The sequence below is a fragment of the Paraburkholderia sp. MPAMCS5 genome (assembly GCF_036016995.1).
Lineage (GTDB): Bacteria > Pseudomonadota > Gammaproteobacteria > Burkholderiales > Burkholderiaceae > Paraburkholderia.
This window is the reverse complement of the sequence record NZ_JAYXBK010000005.1, coordinates 106,254-123,712: the sequence shown is the minus strand read 5'-3', so window position 1 is coordinate 123,712 and position 17,459 is coordinate 106,254. Positions and strand designations below refer to the sequence as shown.

Here is a 17,459-nt window from a genome sequence, read left to right as displayed (position 1 = left end):
GCACGAGCCGCGGATCCGGTGAGCTTTTTGAATCGCTGCGCCTGACCCGCTACCGTCAATCGAACGCACCGACCGGATTGCGTCGGCTCAGCAACACTCGTTGGCGGCGCAATTCCTCCAGTTGCTCAGCGGTCCTGCCAAGCTCAGTTAGCACCTCGCCATTGCATTCGCCTTGGAAATAAGGCACGCCCGGCGCCGGCAAATCTGAGCGGCTGAAGCGCCACGGCGGTCCCGGCATACGCAATGTGCCGCCTTCACGATCGTCGACCTCGACGATTGCGCCCCAGTCCTCGGCCCACTCGGACGACGCAATGCCGTCAATGCTGCGAACGACTCCGATCGCGAGCCCCACCTCGCTCACCTGCGCCTGAAGTTGGTCGAGATCTGTGAACGTCAGCACCCACGAGCGAACTTCACTCATTAAGCTGGCGAGGTTCTCGCGCCGCAGCGTGGCCGATGCATAGCGGGGATCGCGCAGCAGATCGAACCGCCGCATCATTGAACAGTAGCGAGCGAAGATCGGCGAGAAGATCGGACTGCCGGCGATGGTCAAGCGCCGGCCATCTGGGAGCTCGATAATCGGCGATTCGTTCGCGCTCAGCGCATACGGCTCGTCGTTGACGTCCATCCCAGAAAGCAACGCCCCGGCGCGCTCGTTGACCGAGAGCATCGTCGCCGCCATCGAGACGTCTACGTGCTGCCCTTCCCCGGTACGTGAACGGTGCTGCAGCGCGGCCAGCACAGCGATGACCGCTTGCAAGCCGGTATACACGTCCGCGTGGCTGCACGCGTCATTGCGCAATTCGCTCATCGAGCCCGCATAGTGCTGCTCGAGGATGTGCGTCAACCCTGACTCGGCATGGACCGTGGGCGCGAATGCGGGGCGGTTTCGCCAGGGACCGGTTTGTCCGTACCCTGTGATCGACACATAAACCACGGAGGGATTGAACTTGATGACGTCCTCGTACGCAAATCCGAACCGCGCCAATGTTCCGGGGCGGAAGTTTTCGACGATGATGTCGGCGTCGCTACACAGTTCGGCAACGATCTCGCGCGCCTCCGGCCAGTTGAGGTCGAGGCTGACGTTGCGCTTACCGGCGTTGAGCTGCGCATAGTAGAGCGACATCGCGCCGACATGCGGTACGCCTGCGCGCCCGAGGTCGCCTGAAGGCGGCTCGATCTTAATGACGTCGGCGCCAAGGTCACGCAGGGCTTTGGTGCAACCGGGGCCGGCAAGGACGCGAGTAAAGTCAATGACTTTCAGGCCCGCGAGCGGTGCGCTACTCATGATCAGTTCCCCTCGAAGGTGGCGGTGCCTGGCCCGGTTGCGGCGAACGCCGCGAGCCCGCGTGCGCGATCCTGGCTACCCCACATGACGTCATTGACCTGCGCCTGTTGCTCATCGGCAGCCTTGACTCCGGCACGCGCGGAAAGGTTTGCCAGACGCTTAATCCCGCTCAGTGCCACGGTCGCCCCGGCCGCGAGCTGGCGCGCCCATGAAAGCGAGGCATTGCCCAGTTCGCTTTCGTCCACCACGAGGTTGATCACGCCCCAGCGCTCGAGCGCACGCGGATCATGGCGACGTGCGAACATCGCGATCTCCTTGCCTCGCGCCACACCGGCACGCTGCACCACGCGCTGCACGCCGCCCAGAAGCGGCAGCAAGCCGAGGGTCGCTTCCGCCAAACCGAACGATGCCGTATCCGCGGCGACGATCATGTCGCATAACAAGGCGAGTTCGAATCCGCCACCTAGTGCGGCTCCGTGAACCGCTGCCACGGTAGGAATGGTGATGTCCTCCAGCGCGGACCAGAGCTCTTCGAAACGCTGCTGGTCGCCACGCTCTGCGTAGATGACGTTCAAATCGGCGCCGGCACAGAAGTGCCGCATCGAACTGCGCAACAGGATCGCTCTACAGCCCTCTGTCTGCGCGCGCTCGTATGCTGTCATCAGGTCTGACAGCATTGCGTTGTCGATTAAATTGTGCGGTGGTTTGGCAAGCGTCACGACACCGACGTTGCCATCTTTGTGGTACTCCACTGTTGCCATGATTGTCTCCGAGGTAGCGCGAGTGGCAGCCGTTGTGACGACCGCCCTTGTTTTAGTGGTCAGCCGTGCGATCAGGGTTGCGCGAAAGCCAGTAACGGCTTAGCGTCGTGAGCGGTACGTTCCGTATCCGAAAATGCTTCGAAAGCACGATCGAGTGGATAGCGGCGCGCTGCTGAAGGTTTCAATCGGCCGGCAGCCATCTGTTCGAGCAGACTGCGCAGCACTTCCCCGCTTTCAAGCACGGTCTTACGTTGCAGCCAGAAGTAGAGGAACCAGCCGCGCACCTCTGCGCCGGAATAGACAAGCGCCGGAGCAAAAATCGGCATCTCGAACGCAGCCGGATCCGTCTGGCGGTGCGACGACAGCGCCCCGTAGACCAGCATGCGCCCGCCGGGGGCCAACTGACGAGCCAGCGTGGCGCCCGTACGGCCGGCGACGCAGTCGATCGCCTTCTCGATGCCTTCGCCGCCAGCGGCCTTCTTGAGTTGTTCAGGCCAATCCTCTTGTGCCGTGCATATCACGACGTCACCACCCAATTCACGGATCTCGGCGACCTGCTCGGGACGGCGTACGAGATTGATCGTATGGAATCCCTGAGCTTTTGCGATCTGCAGCACGAGGCGCCCGACCGCTGATCCCGCCGCGCTCTGAACTAACCAGTCGCCGCGGGCTAGCGAATGCTCCACCATCGTCATCGTCCATGCCGTCATGGGATTGACGAGCGCTTGAGCGGCGTCTTCGTCAGAGATCGCCGCCGGTACCGGGATCGCACGCTCGGACGGGCAGATGACCTGTTCTCTCCAAGTGCCCTGCACGTTCAGCAAAACGACGCGCTCTCCGAGGCGTGCTTGCGGTACGTCGCTGCCTACGGCATCGATGATTCCAACGCCTTCGGAGCCGGGCGAAGCGGGCAACTCGGGCTGACGCTGGCGGGCGAAGCGCCCTCGGATGACATGCAAATCCGACGGATGCACAGGCGACAGCAGCATCTTCACGCGAACCTCAGTTGGCCCGGGCGTGGGTTCGGGCAAATCGCGCAAGCTGACGACCGCCGATGGCTCGCCGTGTTTTTCGATTATCAGGGCTCTCATGTGCTTCCTCCTTCACTCGCGCTGAATGGATCATGGTCACGACCAGGTCGATTGCCAAGGTCGCTTTCTGCCGTGTTTGGGGTGTTTTCGTGACAGTGCGGTCGGTGCGCGCCCATCCTACGAGTGTCGAGCGACGGCAAGCGCATGCATTGTGATGAACTGCTGAATGGCGAGCTGATCGTCCCACGTCAGTGCATCAGGATGAAATCGAAGAAGCTCGCACAAGGTCGCATGCAGTCGCGTTCTTGCTAAGCGGTCACGCATGTTTATCGGCCATGCATATAACAGATAAATAAGTGGCAAGACCTTCCTTTGCTCGCACCAGCGAGCAAAGATTTGAAGGCACAGTTGCTCCAATTCTTCTACTTGATCGGCGGAATTTGCGTGGGCCGGGGTACCGTCGTGAAATTTGCGATCCATGTGATAACTGGTCCTTTGCGTACTGGGCCTTGATCTACGGAACTCTCGAGATGGGCTGCCCCAGTCGCGTGAATGGTGCAGTGCTCAACGCAACCAGTGTCGCAGGCCCACCCTTGCACAACTAGTTCATTTTCTGCCACTATCAGGTGATTTTGTGCCAATGATGTATCGCCGGTCATTGTATGAACGACTTTGGTTAATGGGCGGCTATGCCCGGTCAGCTTTCATGGGGGGCACGACACGCGCTGCCTGCTGTCCGGTAACGGCGTTCGCCACGGGGTAACCCGCATTTAACAAGGGGTGTTTTTGTGCCAACATAGAGTCATTGAATGACTTGGAGAAACGTATGACGTCCACGTCGAAGGCCGGGAACAACGACGTGTTCGTGGGTCACGCTGGCGGCCCTCATGCGCTGACGATGATGCTCTTCGGCCTGGACGCGCTTTTTGCCGAGTTGGCCGACCAAGGTGTTTCTGCGCGGGACATACTGTCCGGAACCGGGGTCCGAATTAAGCAATTCGACGATCCGCGGACGTTGATTTCGCGCCATCAACGGCTCGCTATCTACCGCAACGCCTATCGGCTAGCCAAGCGCCCCGATACCGGACTGCTCGCGGGTGCGAGGCAACGTATCAGCGACTTCGGCGTGTACGGCTACGCCATTGCCAGCAGCCCAACGTTGGGCGCAGCGCTCGACCTGTGCATGAAGCACCTGCGTCATGCGGGCCCCGTCCTGCCGATCAGTTCGCGTATCGACGGCAATACCGGAATCTTGCGCAGCCATGATCCTTGGTCCATGGGAGACCTGCTTCCGTTCGTGGCGGAATTCTGGCGGGCTTCAATTAATTCGCTGCTTAGTCGCATCCTCGAAGCGCCCTTTCCTTCGACCCGAATGTTGCTCCCCTACCCGGCTCCCGCACATTGGAGAGCCTACACGCGGATGTTTAGGTGTCCCGTGGAGTTCGACGCGGAAGTGATGGAGTGGCATTACGACGCGAGCGCACGCGAGCGCAAATTGCCGAACGCGAACCCGATGACCGCGCTGGTTTGCGAGGACTTCTGCGAACAGGTCCTAGCCGACGTGGAGACCGACTCCGAGCTCGTTTCCGCGATCCACGGCTTTCTGCTCAGGCAGCCTGGCCGGTTCGAGAACGTCGATGTCCTTGCCGAAAGTTTCGGCATGTCGGTGCGCACACTGCACCGCAGACTGGCAGCCGAGGGCACGTCATACCAAGCGATTTTGGATGAGGTGCGGTTGGGACTGGCCCGACAGTATCTCGACCAGACGTCGTTGACGATCGAGCAGATTGCAGAACGGCTGGGATTCTCCGACGCATCCAATTTCCGCAAGGCATTCAAGAAGTGGACGGGCACCGCACCCAGCCAAGAGCGATCCGCGCACCCGGTCACGCCACTGGGGTAGACGTCCGTCGGAGAGGCCCCAAGGCGATAACGAATGGCTTCTCAGGAAACGTTCGGCCTCGATGCTCGCAACTCGTCAATCATCAGTTCCCGCAGGGCGAATTTTTGTACCTTGCCGGTTACTGTCATGGGCATCTCGCTGACGAACCGGATATAGCGCGGGACCTTGTTGTGGGCGATTTGGTTGCGACAGAAATCGCTAATCTCTTCGGGAGTTGCCTGCTCGCCCGGGCGCAGAATGATCCACGCACATACTTCCTCGCCATACTTCTCGTCCGGCACACCGAAGACCTGGACCGACTGCACCTTGGGATGACGGAATAGAAATTCCTCGATTTCTCGCGGGTACACATTCTCACCGCCGCGAATCAGCATGTCCTTGAGTCTTCCGACGATCTTGCAGTACCCGTCAGAATCAATAGTCGCGAGGTCGCCTGTACGGAACCATCCATCGACAATCGATTCACGAGTCTTCGCATCGTCTCCCCAATACCCCTTCATAACGGCGTAGCCTTTCGCGCATAGCTCGCCTGTCTCCCCCACTCGTACCGTATCTCCTGAAGAATCGACGATCTTCACTTCCAGGTGCGGGAGCACACGGCCCACAGTCGATGTTCGCAGTACGAGCGGATCGCTCGGAGGACACTGGAACGATGCTGGGCTGGTCTCGGTCATCCCGTACGCGGTGGTGAGCTCTCGCAGATTCATCTGCGAGACGACGCGTTTCATTGTCTCGACCGGACACGGCGAACCGGCCATGACGCCTGTGCGAAGCTGGCTCAAGTCGTACTTGGACAAGTCGGGATGGTCGAGTTCGGCGATGAACATGGTCGGTACGCCATGGAGCGCCGTACAACGTTCCTCATGAATAGCAGCAAGCGTATCGCCCGCGTCGAAGGCCTCTCCAGGGAACACCATCGTGCTGCCGGATTCCACGCATGCAAGCACGCCAGCCACCATACCAAAGCAGTGGTAAAGCGGCAATGGAATACAGAGCGAATCCCTTTCTGTCAGCCGCAACCCCATCGAAAAAAAGCGAGCGTTGTTCACGATGTTGTGGTGTGTCAGCGTCGCGCCCTTCGGACTGCCGGTTGTTCCGCTCGTGAACTGAATATTGATGGGATCGTCGGAATTGAGCGTCATATTCACTGCCGCTAGCTTCTCGGGATCAAACAGTCGTTGACCATATGACACGACTTCAGGGAAGTTGAGCATTCCCGGGGTCTTTGCATCGCCCATGCGAACGATTATTCGGAGCTCGGGCAACCTCTGCGCGCGCAGTTCATTTGGCTTCGAGCTTTCAAGCTCGGGCGCCAATTCCCGCAGCATCTCGAGGTATCGTGATGCCCTGAATGCCTCCGCCACCACCAGCGCCTTGCACCCAACTTTGCGCAGCGCATACTCCACTTCCGCGAGGCGATAGGCGGGGTTTATATTGACGAGGATCGCTCCGATGCGCGCGGTCGCAAACTGCGTCAGGACCCACTCGAAGCGATTGGGCGACCAGATGCCAACGCGATCTCCCTTGCCGATTCCGAGCGCATGCAGTCCTGAAGCAACCGCGTCAACCTCTTGCGCGAGTTCTCGCCAAGTGCGCCGGATCCCCTGTTCTCGGAACACGACGGCGCACCGATCGGCATACCGATCGGCTGTATCAAGCAGAAATTCCCCGACCGTTGCATTGGACAACGGTACATCCGTCTGCCCGTGAACGTGTGCAAAATCGTCCCGCGGTACAAGTGATGCGCTTGTCAGCAAATCACTAGTCACGACCTGACTGCTCATGCCTGTCTCCTCTCAAACGAAATATTTTCTTGACTCGAAATCCATCTCATAATCCGCCAATGTTATCGTTATCTTTTTGAGGCTTTTTCAGATTATTTTACAGCTCGATAAACTCAAAACTCTTGGCGCATTGCGATGCCACCGGCTTGTAGGGCCTATTGACGTGCGGACGCTTACAGCAATTCCCGCTTCTTTTCTCTAGAGGCGTGCGGTTGCGAGTAGTGTCCCTGCGCGTCAGCGCGCTGTCCATCGTCGAAAGTGACATATTCGATGCGAAATACGACACCGAGAGCCACTACCAATCCGATCGCGATGGCGATCATAGAGTTCCGAGGCAGGCTATGTCCTTGCGTACGGCACGAAATGACCGGCTTTTTGGCAGAAAGTAACCCGAAATAACCGGCGTTGCATCGGCACCATCTCTCTGTGACTATTTAGATCTATCCAATCCCACTCTTGATGAGGCAGCATCCTATGGTCTTAGCAAAGAATCGGCAGGTTGTCCTCATCAGCCGCCCTGATGGAATCCCGCAGGCGGAACACTTCAACATCGTTGAAGCGACGGTGCCGCCCCCAAGTGCGGGTCAGGTGGTGGTCCGAAATGAGTGGCTATCGGTCGAGCCGGCAATGCGCGGTTGGGTCAGTGCCGTCGCTAACTACTCGGAGCCCGTAGCGTTGGGCAGCGTGATGCGCTCATTCGCCGCGGGACGCATCGTGGCATCGCAGCATCCTGACTGGCCGGTCGGCACCGCTGTGACAGGTATGTTCGGGTGGCAGGAGTTCGCACTCGTCGATGCTGCGCAAATTGAGCATCGTATCGACGAGGCCGACCTGCCGCTTTCCACGGCACTCGGCGTGTTGGGCCTCAATGGTGTCACGGCGCACTATGGATTGCTGCAAGTCGGTCAACCTAAACCCGGCGAAACGGTCGTGGTCTCGACGGCTGCTGGTGCAGTCGGTTCGTGCGTCGGACAGATCGCGCGCCTTCACGGATGCCGGACGGTGGGGATCGCCGGTGGTGAGGCGAAGCGAGCGCTGTGCCTCGAGCGCTTTGGTTTTGATGCAGCCGTCGACTACAAAGCCGCGGATTTTCACGAACGCTTGGCCGAAGCGTGTTCCGACGGCGCGGACGTTTACTTCGACAATACCGCCGGCCCGATAAGCGACGCCGTCATGGCGCATCTAAACGTCGGCGCGCGCATCGTTGTCTGCGGTACTGCTTCGGTGCCGAGCTGGAACCCACCGCCGCTAGGGCCCCGCGCTGAGCGTAACATTCTGGTCAAGCGCGCTCGCATGCAAGGATTCGTCATCTTCGATCATCTGGACTGCTACACGCAAGCCCATGCCGACTTGGCCGAATGGGTACGAGGGGGGAAATTGAAGTATATGGAGGATGTGCTTCATGGCATCGAAGCTGCGCCGGATGCAATTGCTGGCCTATACCGAGGTGAGAATCTTGGTAAGCGTCTGATTCGCCTTGATGAAAGCGCCTAAATCTTGAGGTCCTCGGTGCGTCGGTTCAACACTTGTCGACGCCTGAGTTATCGTCGCGGGGGTGGATTCGATAATTCGGCCTTGCCTAGGTGAATGATCTGAGCCGGAACATCCGATCTTCGAAGTCACCACGCTAGCGGGGCCGATGAAGTCTAGGCTTGGTCTTGCCGGCCGTCTGCCGGCAGTGCATCGAGCAGACGGTCCGTATTGCACTAGTTATCGATTGGAATGCCCGAGGCATTGCCGGACTTCACCATCGGGCTCATCCTGTCACGCCTTTGCCGAAGATAGCGCGTGCGATCACCAGCTTCTGAATCTCGTTCGTGCCCTCGTAGATTTCGGAGATCTTGCAATCACGATAGATTTCCTCGACTCGGTAGTGAGAGCGATCCGCTGCGAGTTCTTGCATGAAGCCGTAGCCGCCGAAGATCTGTACGCCATCGCGGGCAAACTCGCCGGCCAACTGTGTCGCATACCACTTGGCCATTGCGGCCTCGGGTTCAGGGAATGCCTGCCCTGAGTCCATCCGCAGAGCGGCCTTCAAGTATAGGTTGCGCGCGTTTTCGATCTCAGTGGCGCGTTCAGCGAGTTTGAATTGCCAGTGTTGGAACTGAGCCAGGTGCTTGCCGAATGCTTTGCGACTATTTAAGCGATCGACGCTGTGGTCGAAAATCGCCTGGGCCATGCCGACGCCACTGGCGGCGATGCCGATACGACCGTAAGTTAGCGTCTGCAGGGCGATTTTCAGCCCCGCTCCGCGCGAGCCGACGACGTTACTGGCCGGGACGCGGACGTTTTCGAAATAGATGTCCGCGGTCAGTTGCCCATGGTTTCCCAGTTTTCGATCAGGGGGCCCCACACGCACGCCCGGCGCATCAAGGTCAACGACAATCTCAGTCATGCGGCCGTTGTCGGTACACAAGAGCACAACGAAGTCGGCCACGGGCGAGTTGGTAATGAAGCGCTTGCGACCGTTGATGACGAAATCAGCATCACCGCCGACCGCATGGGTCTGCATGACATTGATGCTAAGGTCGGTGCTCGCCTCTGGCTCCGTCGTCGCGAAGCTTCCGATGCGTTCGCCTGCCAGCAGCGGCTCGAGATAGCGTTGTTGCAATTCCGGCGTTGCATGCTCGAGCGCATGGCCTGCCAGGATGCAGTGAACATCCACGATCGCCGCTACTGAATTGGAGTAGTAGGCTAGCTCTTCGATCAACACTGCCGTGGCAGTGGCAGGATGCTTGAGCCCGCGACCACCGACCTGCGCGGCAAATGGGATCCGGTACAAGCCGGCATCCGCCATCTTTTTGAACAGGTCGCGCGGGAAGTTCTCGACCAGCTCTTCGCGATGCCCGATCGACCACGCGGCGGGCTGTACGTGCTCGTCGGCAAAGCGTCTCACCTCCTCACGGATCGCCAGCGTCTCCTGCGGCGTGATCAGGTCATGGTAGAGATCCGGTTGACGCCGCTTGACGGCGGCATGCCCGCGGCCGATCGAATCGTGGTTGTCGTTCATGGTGAGCCTCTTAGATTTTCATATGCACGCCCCAGAGGGCGATTGGTCAGGATCTTGATGGGCACCTCCCGTTCCAGGGGGTAGATGTCCACGAAACCATGACCGACAGTTTTCCCGCACTGCGAATTGCTGTACATTGGCCAAACCGACATATCCTGTGCCATTTTCGACATGCCATGCATCGCGCTGCCATCCTCGCTTATGACGATTGCTACGCTCACAGCCTGGGCGGCTTCGCTGACATTCTTCAGGTAGCGAATTCGCACTTGCGGCGACAGTTGGGAGACGGAAATTCCCAGTTCCAGTGGCAATTCGTCTCGCCGACGGGGAAGCCCATCACGACGAGCAACGGGCTGCAACTGAATACACAGCCACTCCGACCACGGGAGAAGTTCGACCTGGTATTTGTCCCTAGCGCGCATTACGCGAGCAGCAAGGCCTTTGACCAGTTGTTGGCGCGGCAGTCTGCTGCATGCGACTGGCTCGTCTCTCAATGGGGCTCGGGGGCCTACCTTGCGGCAAACTGCACCGGCACATTTGTTCTTGCAAAAACCGGCCTCTTGGACTGCCGGCCGGCAACGACTACGTGGTGGCTAGCAGACCAATTTCGCAGTCGATTTCCCCGCGTCGACCTACAGCTTGAACCCGTTATCACTGAGGCAGACCGCCTCATCTGTGCGGGAGCTTCGGCGTCTTATCTTCTACAAACAATCCGGATCATCGAGTGTTTTTCCGGGGCCGTCATCGCTTCGCAGTGCGCCAAGACGATGCTGATCGATGTCAGCCAGACCAAGCAAACACCCTATCTCCCGCTACTAACTATCAAATCGCACGCAGACTCCGTGGTCCACCGCGCTCAACACTGGCTGCACAAACACATGGCGAAGGATGTGAAGATCTCGGCGATGGCGCATGACCTTGGCGTTAGTGAACGTACCCTCATCCGCCGATTTCAGGCAGCGCTGAATCAGCCGCCGCTGCGGTACCTGCAAAGTCTACGCATCGAGGCAGCGCGGGGTTTGCTGGAGGCTGGGGACCTCGGCCTCGAGGCAATCGCGATCCAAGTGGGATATAACGACACAAGTTCATTCTGTCGCCTATTCAAGGATAAGGTCGGCCTCAGCCCCGGTGCGTATCGAACTCGCTTTCGCCCCACCGCAGACTCGCAACAACACTGAATCCCCGCGGATCTGGAATCGTGGGCTTCTAGGTGGGGCGCGAAGCGGTACTTGCGGCGCCCCTCGAGCCAGCGCAGCCACGTTGGCCTGACAGCACCACCGACTATACCGGCGGTGGCGCCAGATCACCTCCGTATTGACCGAAAAAGACCTTTCTAGGGTTGAGCGTTGTCAGCAACATATGGACATGTCTTTTTGTTGCCGCCGATGTCGTATGTTTCTCGGCTGAAACCTCTGCCATGAAAGTCCTGATCATTCACGCTCACCCGGAGCCTCAGTCGTTCAGCTCTGCCTTGAAAACTCTCGCGGTGGACACGTTCACCGAAGATGGACACGAGGTTCAAGTCTCCGATCTCTACGCAATGGGTTTCAACCCAGTCGCGTCTACCGCCGACTTTGGCGAACGAGCGAATCCGGACTACTGCGTTTATGCGCTCGAGCAGCGCCACGGCGTAAAGACCGGGACGATGAGCGCAGACATTCAGCTGGAACTGGAAAAGCTTGTTCAATGCGACCTACTGATCCTCAATTTCCCGCTCTTTTGGTGCTCTACGCCGGCCATTATGAAAGGCTGGATTGACCGCGTGTTCGTATCTGGCGCGGTGTACGGCGGCACGCGCTTCTATGATCGCGGGGGCCTAAAGGGCAAGCGCGCTTTGGTCAGCGTAACGTTAGGCGGTCAGCCACACATGTTCGGAAAGCAGGGGATACACGGCCCGTTCGAATCGATGCTGCGGCATTTGTTGCAGGGAACCCTGGCTTACGCGGGGTTGGAGGTACTCGAGCCGTTCATTGCGTGGCATGTGCCTTATATCCAACACGAGGCCAGAGTCGAGATATTGGACAAGTGGCGTGATCGGATTCGATCGCTGGAAGGGGAAATTCCGCTTTCGTTCCCGAGTCTCGACGACTTTGATGAACGACTTTACCCGCTTGAAAGCACGGTGCGGCAAACAACCGAATGACCGCGTCTGACGCGGGCACGGCAGCCCGGGGCGTTTAGTGGAGGGATGAGCAATGAGTAGTCGCGAAGTAGACTTGTTGCAGGGAACCCTGGCCTACACGGGGCTGGAGGTGCTGGAGCCATTCATCGCGTGGCATGTGCCCTATATCGAGCACGAGGCAAGGGTCGAAATATCGGATAAGTGGCGCGATCCAAGTCAATCGCTGGAAGGGGAAATTCCGCTTTCGTTCCCAAGTCTCGACGACTTTTATGAACGGCTATACGCGCTCAAAAGCGCGGTATGGCAAACAACCGAATGACCGACGCTGACGCGGGCATGGCAGCCCGGGGCGTTTGGTGGAGGGATTAGCAATGAGTATTCGCGAAGTAGTCGTGGTCGGAGCCGCCCGGACGGCGATTGGTGCTTTTGGCGGGGCGTTGAGGGATGTCGCGTTGACCGAACTGGGCACGACGGTCGTGCGAGCCGCGCTGCAGCGCTCCGGCGCGCAAGGAAGCGACATCGGGCAAGTCGTCATGGGCAACGTTATCCCGACGGAGCCGAGGGATGGCTACCTGAGTCGCGTTGCCGCAATGGATGCGGGGATTCCGAAGGAGACTCCCGCATACAACGTCAATCGACTTTGCGGATCGGGCCTGCAGGCGATTATCTGTGCGGCGCAGTCCATTTTGCTGGGCGATGTGGACTTGGCCGTCGGCGGCGGTGCTGAATCCATGAGTCGCGGCCCATACATCGCCGAGGGTATCCGCTGGGGGCGGCGCATGGGCGACACCCAGATGACCGACTACATGAACGGCATTCTTCATGATCCGTGGCAGCGCATTCACATGGGAGTGACCGCCGAAAACGTGGCAGAGCGTTATGGCATTTCCCGCCAAGAGCAGGACGAACTGGCAATGGAAAGCCAGCGTCGTGCTGTTGCCGCAATCGATGACGGCCGCTTTAAGAGTCAGATCGTGCCCGTCACAGTTAAGAGCCGCATGGGTGTCGTCGAATTCGATACGGACGAGCACGTCCGCCGAGGCGTGACGGCCGACGCCCTATCCAAGATGAAGCCAGTATTCAAGGAGTCAGGATCGGTGACGGCGGGCAATTCATCCGGTATCAATGATGGCGCCGCCGCACTCGTTCTCGCCGAAGCCGCCAAAGCAGCCGCGATGGGACTCAAGCCGTTGGCCCGGCTGGTGGGGTATGCGCATGCGGGCGTGGAGCCCGAGTATATGGGAATCGGGCCGGTGCCGGCCACGCGCCTCGTCATGCAGCGAACGGGCCTTCAGATTTCCGACATGGACGTGATTGAGGCGAATGAAGCGTTTGCCGCCCAGACGTGTGCTGTCGCGAAGGAGCTGGGCTTCGATTCCCGTCAGCTCAACCCAAATGGCTCCGGCATTTCACTTGGCCATCCGCTCGGTGCCACCGGCGCCATCCTCTCGGTAAAAGCCATCTATGAACTGCATCGGACTGCAGGGCGCTATGCGCTCGTCACTATGTGCATAGGCGGCGGCCAAGGCGTTGCAGCGATCTACGAGCGCGTCTGACGTCTCGTAGATCGCTGCTCCCCCCGCGACATACGCACCGCGCCCAGGCGGAAATGACGGAGACGGAGATGTCCAGTGCTGGAAAGTCGCTACGGCTGATGGTCGAGCACTGGCTCGCGCCAGAGCCCGATAGCCGCCTGCACGTCACGGCGTTTAGAAACAGGCGGTCCCCACGCGAATGCTATGTATGCATTGAAAAAGTCGCGGCGATGGGATCGCTTTCAATGTACTTCTACCGTCACCATGACGGAATGTGGCGCGTGTTTCCGCCTGCTCGACAACGACTGACTATGCGCGCGGCGTAGATCGGCGCACGGGCAGGCAATCCGCTCGACCTCCATGACGCGCACAGGAACGTTCCGATAGACACCGATCAGCACCGGTCAATATTGCGCCGTCCAGCGGTGACTCCTCGCGAACGAAATGAAAACGTCGGTAGCCGGATCGGGTGAGTCCGCACCCCACCGCACGCCTATGGTCCGCCGACTCGGAAAATCGGCCACGGGCACGGCGACAACGTCTCCGTTGCAGAAATTCGCGGGCATAAGCGTAATGCCGATGCCGGCGGCGACGAGACCGAGCGCGCGATCGTCCTGATCCGTGCGGTACACGACGCGCGATTTGATGTTATGCGACCGCAAGGCCTTCGCGGCGACTTCAAACGTCTCACAGCTCGTGCGCACGACAAAGGGTTCGTCTTGCAGGTCGGCCAGGGTCACTGTCGAGAGCCGGGCGAAGCGATGTGTCTTGCTGACGATCACGACGTACGGTTCGTCGAACAACGCCAAGCTCCGCTCCATTTCCTCACCCTCCCGGAGGATCGTCAAACAGACGTCGAGCTCCTTACGTTTGAGATGACCGGCAAGTTCCGACGCGGGAGCGTCGGTCAGTTCCACCATTACTTCCGGATGTGCCTGCTTGAACGCCTTCAAGAGCTCGCCCAGTTGCGGCGTGGGCAACGTCCTCACGATACCCACGCGCAACACACGCGGTGCTCCGATGGCACGGATGTCGGCTTTGAGGACATTGCAGGTCTGAAGCATTGAAGAGCCGACCTGATAAAGCCGCTTACCGGCGGCGGTCGGTGTCACTGCGTTGCGCTTGCGCTCGAGCAAAGCGACGCCGAGTTCGTCCTCGAGCTTCGCGATGGTCGCCGAGAGTGCCGGCTGCGATACCGCCACCCGCGAGGCGCCCCGCGTGAAGCTCCCTGTGTCCACGACGGCGACGAACTGACTGATCTGATAAAGCTCCATGGCAGCATCACTTATTTTGATTCAATGAATAGCAACAAACGATTTTACTTATGCTACATCACTTCGTATAGTCCATGCAAAGACGATCTTGCAAACGTCACAGGCACACGTCAAAGCGGACGACGGAGTCGCACGGCACGTGTCGAGTGAGTTGGCTATCGCGGTCGTCTCCGAAATGTTCGCGCCGTTCTCCCGAACAGAAGTACCGCTCCCTCAACACCAACCGAGAGATTCCATGATTTATGCAGGCCCAGGCGCCCCAGGCGCCAAGATCGACTACAAACCCCGTTACGACAACTTCATTGGTGGCAAGTGGGTTCCACCGATCAAGGGTCAATATTTCGACGTCGTTACGCCGATCACCGGCGCGGTCTACACGAGCGCGGCGCGCTCAGGCGCGGAAGATATCGAATTCGCGCTGGACGCCGCGCATGCGGCGGCAGACAAGTGGGGCAAGACTTCTGCAGCCGAGCGCGCAGGCGTACTGCTCAAGATTGCGGACCGTCTCGAGGCCAATCTCGAACTGCTCGCCTATGCCGAGTGCGTGGACAAGGGCAAACCTATCCGCGAAGCCCTGATCGCCGATATCCCGCTCGCCATCGACCACTTCCGATATTTTGCGGGAGCTGTGCGTGCTCAAGAGAGCGGCGTGAGCGAAATCGACGAGACCACGGTCGCCTATCACTTCCATGAACCGCTCGGCGTGGTGGGCCAGATCATTCCCTGGAACTACCCCATTCTGATGGCTGCATGGAAGCTGGCGCCCGCCTTGGGCGCAGGCAACTGCGTCGTGCTGAAGCCGGCTGAATCGACGCCCATCAGCATCCTCGTCCTGATGGAATTGATCGCCGATTTGCTGCCCCCGGGCGTGGTCAATATCGTCAACGGTTTTGGCCGTGAAGCGGGCATGCCGTTGGCGACCAGCCGCCGCATCGCGAAAATCGCCTTCACGGGCAGCACCAGCACCGGCCGAGTCATTGCGCAGGCCGCCGCCAACAATCTGATCCCGGCCACGCTCGAGTTGGGTGGGAAGTCGCCGAACATCTTCTTTGCCGACGTCGCGGATAAGGATGACGCATTCTTCGACAAGGCGATCGAAGGTTTGGTGCTGTTCGCATTCAATCAGGGCGAGGTCTGCACGTCTCCGACGCGGGCGCTGATCCATGAATCGATCTACGACAAGTTCATGGGACGGGCGCTCGAGCGAGTCGCCGCTATCAAGCAGGGCAACCCGCTCGACACCGACACCATGATTGGCGCCCAGGCGAGCAAGGAACAATTGGCGAAGATCCTGTCCTACCTCGACATTGGGAAGCAAGAAGGCGCCGAAGTACTGGCTGGCGGCGCACAGGCACATCTGGGCGGCGACTTGGCCGGCGGCTACTACGTGCAGCCGACGCTCTTCAAAGGCCACAACAAGATGCGCATCTTCCAAGAGGAAATCTTTGGCCCGGTATTGGCGGTCACCACTTTCAAGGATGAAGCCGACGCACTGGCGATTGCGAACGACACCCTATACGGTCTGGGCGCCGGAGTCTGGAGCCGCAACGGCAACGTCGCCTATCGCATGGGCCGCGGTATCAAGGCGGGCCGCGTGTGGACCAACTGCTATCACGTTTATCCGGCACATGCGGCATTCGGCGGCTACAAGGAATCGGGCTACGGCCGGGAAAACCATAAGATGATGCTCGCGCACTACCAGCAGACGAAGAACCTGCTTGTGAGTTACAGCGAGAACAAGCTGGGCGTTTTCTGATCCGGCTTGGTCCCATGACTCGATGTGCCCTGCTGTCGTGGCGGCAGGGCACTGACGGATGCTTTCAGACTGCATTCGATTCGTCAATCAGCAAAGGACTTGCATGGTCGAGAAAATTCTGGCGACTTCGGCAGCACTAACGTTGATCGATGAGCTCAAGAAGCAGTATGGTGCGTTCTTCTTTCATCAATCCGGTGGTTGCTGCGACAACAGCGCGATCAACGCATATCTTCCCGGTGAACTCACGATAGGCGCGGGCGATGTCCACCTCGGTGAGATCGGCGGCGTGCCCGTGTACATCAGCCTGAACCAATACCAGTACTGGAAACACACGCAACTCATCATCGACGTTATCGAGGGAACCGGAGGCACCTTCTCTTTAGAAGGCGGAAGCGGCAAAGCCTTTCATACCCGGTCCCGAGTTTTCACCGATGAGGAGGCGAAAGAACTCGGATTGACCGGCACACGCTACCGTTGCGGGCCCGGTTCATAATGCTGACGTTCCATACTCCGCTTGCCTTTTTTGCTGACGCTCGTCTTGGTCCCGACGCACGTCGGGCCAGCGCAAGGGTGCCCAAGAGCGCCCCCCGTCTCTCCCAACAGTTCCCGGCGTGTAAGCGGGACACGCAGCACCGCATCCATCTTGCTGGTCCCCACGTCGATCGCTAGCGGAGTCTCCGTTTTTTTCAACGCATGCCGTCTTTTTTTAGAACGAGCTTCATGAGTCTATGAAGTCGGCATGGGATGTGGGTGATAACCGCATAGATCTCGCTCGGGACTTTCACTAGTTGATCACGTGCGCCTCGCGAGCGGACGTTCGATGCGATGTTCGGAGGAATTCCGGCGGCATCTCTTGTCAGGAATTCACCCTCTCGATGGCAGAAAGAAACCTTGGCTCGTGAACCGTGCTTCGCAATGATCTCTCCGTGGCGTATATGGGCGAATGAGCTTGAAGGACTTGGCTGCCCCCCCCGCCCCTATAAGTCGCGATAACA

At 59.2% G+C, this 17,459-nt stretch carries 16 protein-coding genes; 8 read left to right on the top strand and 8 right to left on the bottom strand.

Annotated features, from left to right (window positions below; translation table 11 throughout):
- Positions 1-55 precede the first annotated feature (55 nt).
- From VOM14_RS13380 to VOM14_RS13365, 4 genes are all read right to left on the bottom strand, one after another.
- Positions 56-1,288 carry a CaiB/BaiF CoA transferase family protein gene (locus tag VOM14_RS13380; protein WP_327629202.1) on the bottom strand — a complete coding sequence of 411 codons (1,233 nt, stop codon included), beginning with the start codon at positions 1,286-1,288 and terminating at the stop codon, positions 56-58.
- A gap of 2 nt (positions 1,289-1,290) precedes the next feature.
- Positions 1,291-2,049 carry an enoyl-CoA hydratase/isomerase family protein gene (locus VOM14_RS13375; RefSeq protein ID WP_327629201.1) on the bottom strand — a complete coding sequence of 253 codons (759 nt, stop codon included), beginning with the start codon at positions 2,047-2,049 and terminating at the stop codon, positions 1,291-1,293.
- A gap of 71 nt (positions 2,050-2,120) precedes the next feature.
- Positions 2,121-3,140: a zinc-dependent alcohol dehydrogenase family protein gene (locus VOM14_RS13370; RefSeq protein ID WP_327629200.1), complete on the bottom strand. Its 1,020-nt coding sequence runs from the start codon at positions 3,138-3,140 to the stop codon at positions 2,121-2,123.
- 117 nt (positions 3,141-3,257) lie between these two features.
- Complete coding sequence (locus tag VOM14_RS13365; protein WP_327629199.1) at positions 3,258-3,560, bottom strand: hypothetical protein; 303 nt, start codon at positions 3,558-3,560, stop codon at positions 3,258-3,260.
- Between the two features lie 346 nt (positions 3,561-3,906).
- Between VOM14_RS13365 and VOM14_RS13360 the strand changes: the two genes are divergently transcribed.
- Complete coding sequence (locus tag VOM14_RS13360) at positions 3,907-4,983, top strand: AraC family transcriptional regulator (protein ID WP_327629198.1); 1,077 nt, start codon at positions 3,907-3,909, stop codon at positions 4,981-4,983.
- 41 nt (positions 4,984-5,024) lie between these two features.
- Here the strand turns inward: VOM14_RS13360 and VOM14_RS13355 are convergent, their stop codons facing one another.
- Positions 5,025-6,767 (bottom strand): AMP-binding protein, encoded by a 1,743-nt coding sequence (locus VOM14_RS13355; RefSeq protein WP_327629197.1) that lies wholly within the window; start codon positions 6,765-6,767, stop codon positions 5,025-5,027.
- 173 nt (positions 6,768-6,940) lie between these two features.
- Positions 6,941-7,090, bottom strand: coding sequence for a hypothetical protein (locus VOM14_RS13350; RefSeq protein ID WP_327629196.1), 150 nt, complete (start codon positions 7,088-7,090; stop codon positions 6,941-6,943).
- Positions 7,091-7,241: 151 nt separating this feature from the next.
- On the opposite strand from VOM14_RS13350, the gene VOM14_RS13345 reads away from it, so the two are divergent.
- Positions 7,242-8,261, top strand: a complete 1,020-nt coding sequence (locus VOM14_RS13345) for an NADP-dependent oxidoreductase (protein ID WP_327629195.1) — start codon at positions 7,242-7,244, stop codon at positions 8,259-8,261.
- Positions 8,262-8,523: 262 nt separating this feature from the next.
- Here the strand turns inward: VOM14_RS13345 and VOM14_RS13340 are convergent, their stop codons facing one another.
- Complete coding sequence (locus VOM14_RS13340) at positions 8,524-9,777, bottom strand: acyl-CoA dehydrogenase family protein (protein ID WP_327629194.1); 1,254 nt, start codon at positions 9,775-9,777, stop codon at positions 8,524-8,526.
- A 98-nt stretch (positions 9,778-9,875) separates the two neighbouring features.
- Here VOM14_RS13340 and VOM14_RS13335 point away from each other — a divergent pair, with 98 nt between their 5' ends.
- The 4 genes from VOM14_RS13335 to VOM14_RS13320 all read left to right on the top strand — a co-directional run bounded on the left by VOM14_RS13335 (position 9,876) and on the right by VOM14_RS13320 (position 13,455).
- Positions 9,876-10,955, top strand: a complete 1,080-nt coding sequence (locus tag VOM14_RS13335; protein ID WP_327629193.1) for a GlxA family transcriptional regulator — start codon at positions 9,876-9,878, stop codon at positions 10,953-10,955.
- Positions 10,956-11,194: 239 nt separating this feature from the next.
- A complete protein-coding gene (locus VOM14_RS13330) occupies positions 11,195-11,920 on the top strand; it encodes an NAD(P)H-dependent oxidoreductase (RefSeq protein ID WP_327629192.1) in 726 nt (241 codons plus the stop codon).
- Positions 11,921-11,972: 52 nt separating this feature from the next.
- Positions 11,973-12,218, top strand: a complete 246-nt coding sequence (locus VOM14_RS13325) for a hypothetical protein (protein WP_327629191.1) — start codon at positions 11,973-11,975, stop codon at positions 12,216-12,218.
- 52 nt (positions 12,219-12,270) lie between these two features.
- The gene (locus VOM14_RS13320) at positions 12,271-13,455 is read left to right on the top strand and encodes an acetyl-CoA C-acyltransferase family protein (RefSeq protein ID WP_327629190.1); all 1,185 of its coding nucleotides are present in this window, start codon (positions 12,271-12,273) and stop codon (positions 13,453-13,455) included.
- Positions 13,456-13,838: 383 nt separating this feature from the next.
- On the opposite strand, the gene VOM14_RS13315 is transcribed toward VOM14_RS13320, so the two are convergent.
- The gene (locus VOM14_RS13315; protein WP_327629189.1) at positions 13,839-14,708 is read right to left on the bottom strand and encodes a LysR family transcriptional regulator; all 870 of its coding nucleotides are present in this window, start codon (positions 14,706-14,708) and stop codon (positions 13,839-13,841) included.
- 235 nt (positions 14,709-14,943) lie between these two features.
- Here VOM14_RS13315 and exaC point away from each other — a divergent pair, with 235 nt between their 5' ends.
- On the top strand, positions 14,944-16,464 hold the full coding sequence (gene exaC / locus VOM14_RS13310; RefSeq protein ID WP_327629188.1) for an acetaldehyde dehydrogenase ExaC: 1,521 nt from the start codon (positions 14,944-14,946) through the stop codon (positions 16,462-16,464).
- A gap of 103 nt (positions 16,465-16,567) precedes the next feature.
- Positions 16,568-16,957: a DUF779 domain-containing protein gene (locus VOM14_RS13305; RefSeq protein WP_327629187.1), complete on the top strand. Its 390-nt coding sequence runs from the start codon at positions 16,568-16,570 to the stop codon at positions 16,955-16,957.
- The last annotated feature ends 502 nt before the right edge of the window (positions 16,958-17,459 follow it).

What these genes read in the sequence shown, in the direction of transcription:
- VOM14_RS13380 (WP_327629202.1), bottom strand. Translation starts at nt 1,288, where the DNA reads ATGAGTAGCGCACCGCTCGCGGGCCTGAAAGTCATTGACTTTACTCGC.
- VOM14_RS13375 (WP_327629201.1), bottom strand. Translation starts at nt 2,049, where the DNA reads ATGGCAACAGTGGAGTACCACAAAGATGGCAACGTCGGTGTCGTGACG.
- VOM14_RS13370 (WP_327629200.1), bottom strand. Translation starts at nt 3,140, where the DNA reads ATGAGAGCCCTGATAATCGAAAAACACGGCGAGCCATCGGCGGTCGTC.
- VOM14_RS13365 (WP_327629199.1), bottom strand. Translation starts at nt 3,560, where the DNA reads ATGGATCGCAAATTTCACGACGGTACCCCGGCCCACGCAAATTCCGCC.
- VOM14_RS13360 (WP_327629198.1), top strand. Translation starts at nt 3,907, where the DNA reads ATGACGTCCACGTCGAAGGCCGGGAACAACGACGTGTTCGTGGGTCAC.
- VOM14_RS13355 (WP_327629197.1), bottom strand. Translation starts at nt 6,767, where the DNA reads ATGAGCAGTCAGGTCGTGACTAGTGATTTGCTGACAAGCGCATCACTT.
- VOM14_RS13350 (WP_327629196.1), bottom strand. Translation starts at nt 7,090, where the DNA reads ATGATCGCCATCGCGATCGGATTGGTAGTGGCTCTCGGTGTCGTATTT.
- VOM14_RS13345 (WP_327629195.1), top strand. Translation starts at nt 7,242, where the DNA reads ATGGTCTTAGCAAAGAATCGGCAGGTTGTCCTCATCAGCCGCCCTGAT.
- VOM14_RS13340 (WP_327629194.1), bottom strand. Translation starts at nt 9,777, where the DNA reads ATGAACGACAACCACGATTCGATCGGCCGCGGGCATGCCGCCGTCAAG.
- VOM14_RS13335 (WP_327629193.1), top strand. Translation starts at nt 9,876, where the DNA reads ATGACCGACAGTTTTCCCGCACTGCGAATTGCTGTACATTGGCCAAAC.
- VOM14_RS13330 (WP_327629192.1), top strand. Translation starts at nt 11,195, where the DNA reads ATGAAAGTCCTGATCATTCACGCTCACCCGGAGCCTCAGTCGTTCAGC.
- VOM14_RS13325 (WP_327629191.1), top strand. Translation starts at nt 11,973, where the DNA reads ATGAGTAGTCGCGAAGTAGACTTGTTGCAGGGAACCCTGGCCTACACG.
- VOM14_RS13320 (WP_327629190.1), top strand. Translation starts at nt 12,271, where the DNA reads ATGAGTATTCGCGAAGTAGTCGTGGTCGGAGCCGCCCGGACGGCGATT.
- VOM14_RS13315 (WP_327629189.1), bottom strand. Translation starts at nt 14,708, where the DNA reads ATGGAGCTTTATCAGATCAGTCAGTTCGTCGCCGTCGTGGACACAGGG.
- exaC (WP_327629188.1), top strand. Translation starts at nt 14,944, where the DNA reads ATGATTTATGCAGGCCCAGGCGCCCCAGGCGCCAAGATCGACTACAAA.
- VOM14_RS13305 (WP_327629187.1), top strand. Translation starts at nt 16,568, where the DNA reads ATGGTCGAGAAAATTCTGGCGACTTCGGCAGCACTAACGTTGATCGAT.